The 3,690-nt window shown below is 68.6% G+C and carries 4 protein-coding genes; 1 reads left to right on the forward strand and 3 read right to left on the reverse strand.

The genetic code is table 11. The features are described from left to right. Window positions 1-126 precede the first annotated feature (126 nt). A complete protein-coding gene (locus ROTAS13_RS20925; protein WP_075823298.1) occupies window positions 127-1,476 on the reverse strand; it encodes a FliI/YscN family ATPase in 1,350 nt (449 codons plus the stop codon). 111 nt (window positions 1,477-1,587) lie between these two features. Between ROTAS13_RS20925 and ctrA the strand changes: the two genes are divergently transcribed. Continuing rightward, window positions 1,588-2,328, forward strand: a complete 741-nt coding sequence (gene ctrA, locus ROTAS13_RS20930) for a response regulator transcription factor CtrA (RefSeq protein WP_037250923.1) — start codon at window positions 1,588-1,590, stop codon at window positions 2,326-2,328. A 50-nt stretch (window positions 2,329-2,378) separates the two neighbouring features. Here the strand turns inward: ctrA and ROTAS13_RS20935 are convergent, their stop codons facing one another. Both ROTAS13_RS20935 and ROTAS13_RS20940 read right to left on the reverse strand, forming a co-directional pair. Further along, window positions 2,379-3,209 (reverse strand): protein-glutamate O-methyltransferase CheR, encoded by an 831-nt coding sequence (locus ROTAS13_RS20935; protein WP_058389546.1) that lies wholly within the window; start codon window positions 3,207-3,209, stop codon window positions 2,379-2,381. Further along, a partial coding sequence (locus ROTAS13_RS20940; RefSeq protein WP_139323466.1) for a CheB methylesterase domain-containing protein occupies window positions 3,206-3,690 on the reverse strand: 485 nt, incomplete at its 5' end. The genes ROTAS13_RS20935 and ROTAS13_RS20940, both read right to left, overlap by 4 nt.

Here is a 3,690-nt window from a genome sequence, read left to right on the forward strand (position 1 = left end):
CGCCTTACGGTGGAGCTGTGCGTAGATGTGATCAAGAGACAGCGCCGAAGGCGCGCTTCGCCTGCTCTACCTCGGTCGCCCGCAGCCGCCGCAGCACGGCCAGGGGATCTCGCGCGCCCGGCCGGCTCATGCGCCCTCCATGGCATCCGCCAGGCGGTGGAAGGCGTCCTCCACCGTCCCGCGTTCCTCCCGCCCCTGGGCGAGCACGGCCTCGATCCTGGGTGCCAGGCGGATGGCCTCGTCCACCGCCGGGTCGCTGCCGGCGCGATAGGCTCCCAGCCGCACCAGATCCGCCATGTCCCGGTGCAGCGACAGGATCTTCCTCGCCCGCGCCAGCAGGGGGCGTTCCTCGGGCCGCAGGCAGCCCGGCGAGGTGCGCGACAGCGAGCGCAGCACGTCCACCGCCGGATAGCGCCCCGCCTCTCCGATGGCGCGGTCCAGCACGACATGGCCATCGAGGATGCCGCGCACGGCATCGGCCACCGGCTCGTCATGGTCGTCGCCCTCCACCAGCACGGTGAAGAGCCCTGTAATGCTGCCGCCGCCCGCGCCTTCCGCCGCCATGCCGGCGCGTTCGAGCAGGCGCGGCAGTTCCGCGAAGACGGAGGGAGGATAGCCCTTCGTGGTGGGCGGCTCCCCGGCCGCCAGCCCGATCTCCCGCAGCGCCATGGCGAAGCGGGTGACGCTGTCCATCAGCAGCAGCACGCGCTGCCCCTCGTCGCGGAAGTGCTCGGCGACGCTCATTGCCGCCAGGGCCACGTCACGGCGTTCCAGCGGCGAGGCGTCGGAGGTGGCGCAGACCACCACGCTGCGCGCCCGCCCTTGCGGCCCGAGATCGTCCTCCAGGAACTCCCGAAGTTCGCGCCCCCGCTCCCCCACCAGGCAGATCACCGCCACGTCACAGTCAGCGCCACGGGCCAGCATCGACATCAGCGTCGATTTGCCGACGCCCGAGGCCGCGAAGAGGCCCAGGCGCTGCCCGCGCCGGCAGGTGGCGAAAAGATCGAGCGCCCGCACGCCCAGGTCGATCCTGTCCCCCAGGCGTGCGCGCAGCCCGGCCGGGGGTGGTGCGGCATGGAGTCGGCTGCGCCGAGGCCCCGGCGGCGGAGTCGTTCCGCCGTCCATGGGGCGCCCATAGGCATCGACAACTCGCCCTAGCCAGCCGGCCGACGGGGCGATTCCGGCCTCCCCATCGAGCCACACCGTGTCTCCGACAGCCACGCCATCCGGCCTGCAGTCCAGTGCCGCCTGGACGCATCCACAATTTATACCAATCGCCTCTAATCTGAGACTATTTCCATGATCTGAGGACATTCGTAGTTGGGAGCCCAGGACGAGAGGGGGATGGAAGCCGGATAGTGTCACAGCCTGGCCGAGTACCGATTCTACCATGCCGTACCTGTTAACTATGTGTTTTTGACTAATAATTATTGATAGGGCCTGGAGGCGGGAGACTAGGGGAAGGTGAGGGTCCATGTCTTTTAAGATTTCCGTCTCATGTCTTCATTCGCTCAATCTCTAAAATGACCCTTTTCAGTTTCCGAATTATGAGGCCAAATACACGCATAAGGTGTGGAGCAAAAAAAGATGCGAGTTCTTCTGGTTGAAGATGATCTCACGACCGCCCGCGGCATCTCCCTGATGCTGAAGTCGGCCTCGATGATCGTGGACACGGCCGATACGGGCGAGGAGGCGCTGGAGTTGGCCCGCCTCTACGACTACGACATCGTCATCCAGGACCTGATGCTGCCGGACATGGAGGGCTACGAGGTCGTGCGCCGGCTGCGGGCGGCGCGCATCGAGACCCCGGTGCTGATCCTTTCGGGCCTTTCGCGGCCACAGGCGAAGGTGAAGGGTTTCGGCATGGGGGCCGACGACTTCATCGTGAAGCCCTTCGACCAGCAGGAACTGATCGCCCGCATCCAGGCCATCGTGCGCCGCGCCAAGGGCTTCGCGCAGCCCAGCCTGACGGTGGGCGACATGACGCTCGACCTCGCCTCCCGCGAGGTGACGGTGAGCGGAAGGCCGGTCCACCTGACCAGCAAGGAATATGCAACGCTGGAACTCCTGACGCTGCGCAAGGGCGCGGTGCTGACGAAGGAAGCCTTCCTCAACCACCTCTATGGCGGCATGGATGAACCGGAGGTGAAGATCATCGACGTCTTCATCTGCAAGCTGCGCAAGAAGCTGGCCCAGGCGGGCTGTTCCGACCTGATCGGCACGGTCTGGGGCCGTGGCTATGTGCTGCGGGACCCTGTGGGAAACACCCGGACTGCGAAGACGCTGAAAGCCGAGGAAAGCCCTAAGATCCCCCTCGTCGCCGCCTGAGAGAGGCGGATCAGGCCAGGGGGCTTTGGTTGTCGCGTGATGGCGCCGCCCTACCGTGACGGCACGGTAGCGGCGCCGCGCAGCCGGTGCGGTCCGCGTTCGCCGGGCAGGGGCACCAGGCCGTCGGTCACGCCGAGCACCGTCTCGGCTCCGCCCAGGTAGAGCAGGCCATCCGGCGCCATGCGCCCGGCCAGCGCCTCCAGCACCCGGCGCTTGGTCGGCGTGTCGAAATAGATCAGCACGTTCCGGCAGAAGATCACGTCGAAGCGGCCCAGTCTGCGCAGATCCTCCAGTAGGTTGCCTTCCGCGAAGCGCACGCTGGCGCGCAACTCAGGCGAGGCGCGCCAGCGCGTGCCTTCCTGTCGGAAATGCTTCACCAGCAGCTGGATCGGCAGGCCGCGCTGCACCTCGAACTGGCTGAAGCTGCCTTCCTGCGCGCGGGCCACCACCTCGCGGCTCAGGTCGGTGCCGAGAATCTCGCAATCCCGGCCGCCCAGCTGGCCCCGCAGCTCGTCCAGGATCATGGCGATCGAATAGGCTTCCTGCCCCGTGGAGCAGGCGGCGGACCAGATGCGCAGCGCCTGTCCGGGCGGGCGGGCGGCCGCCAGTTCGGGGAGGATGCGGCGCAGATGATCGAAAGGCTTGCCGTCGCGAAAGAAGGAGGACTCGTTGGTGGTCAGCGCCTCGGTGACCTCGCGCGCCAGCCCCTGGGCACCGGGGCCCTGCAGACGGCTGGCCAGGAGCTGCAGGTCGCGCAGACCGTGGCGGCGGAGCAGGGGAGCCAGCCGGGTTTCCAGCATGTAGCCCTTGTCCTCGCCCAGCACGATGCCGGAACGCGCCTGCACCAGCGTGGCGATGGCCGACAATGCCGTGGCGGTCATGCTTCCACCCCCGCCGCGCCGCGCCGCGCAAAGGCCCAGCGTTGCTGCCGCAGCCGCTCCGCCAGTCCTTCCGGCGGCAGCACCGCTTCCGCGAGGCCGGCCCGGGCCACGGCGCCGGGCATGCCCCAGACCACCGAGGAGGCCTCGTCCTGCGCCAGCACGGTGCCGCCCGCCGCCGCCACCGCGCGGCTGCCGGCCAGGCCATCCGAGCCCATGCCGGTCAGGATCACCGCCAGGACGCCCCCCCCGAAGGCGGCGACCAGGCTGCGCAGCATCGGGTCCACCGCCGGACGGCAGAAATTCTCGGGCGGCGCGTCGCTCAGCCGGGAAACCAGCGCCCGGCCGTCGCGCACCGCCAGCATGTGGCGGTCACCGGGCGCGAGATAGAGCCGCCCCGGATGCAGCACCTCGCCATCCCTGGCCTCCCGCACGGGCAGGACCCCCAGGCGGGACAGGTGGTCCGCCAGCATGGCTGTCTCTT

Source organism: Roseomonas sp. TAS13 (assembly GCF_001950415.1).
GTDB classification, from domain to species: Bacteria; Pseudomonadota; Alphaproteobacteria; order Acetobacterales; family Acetobacteraceae; genus Roseomonas; species Roseomonas mucosa.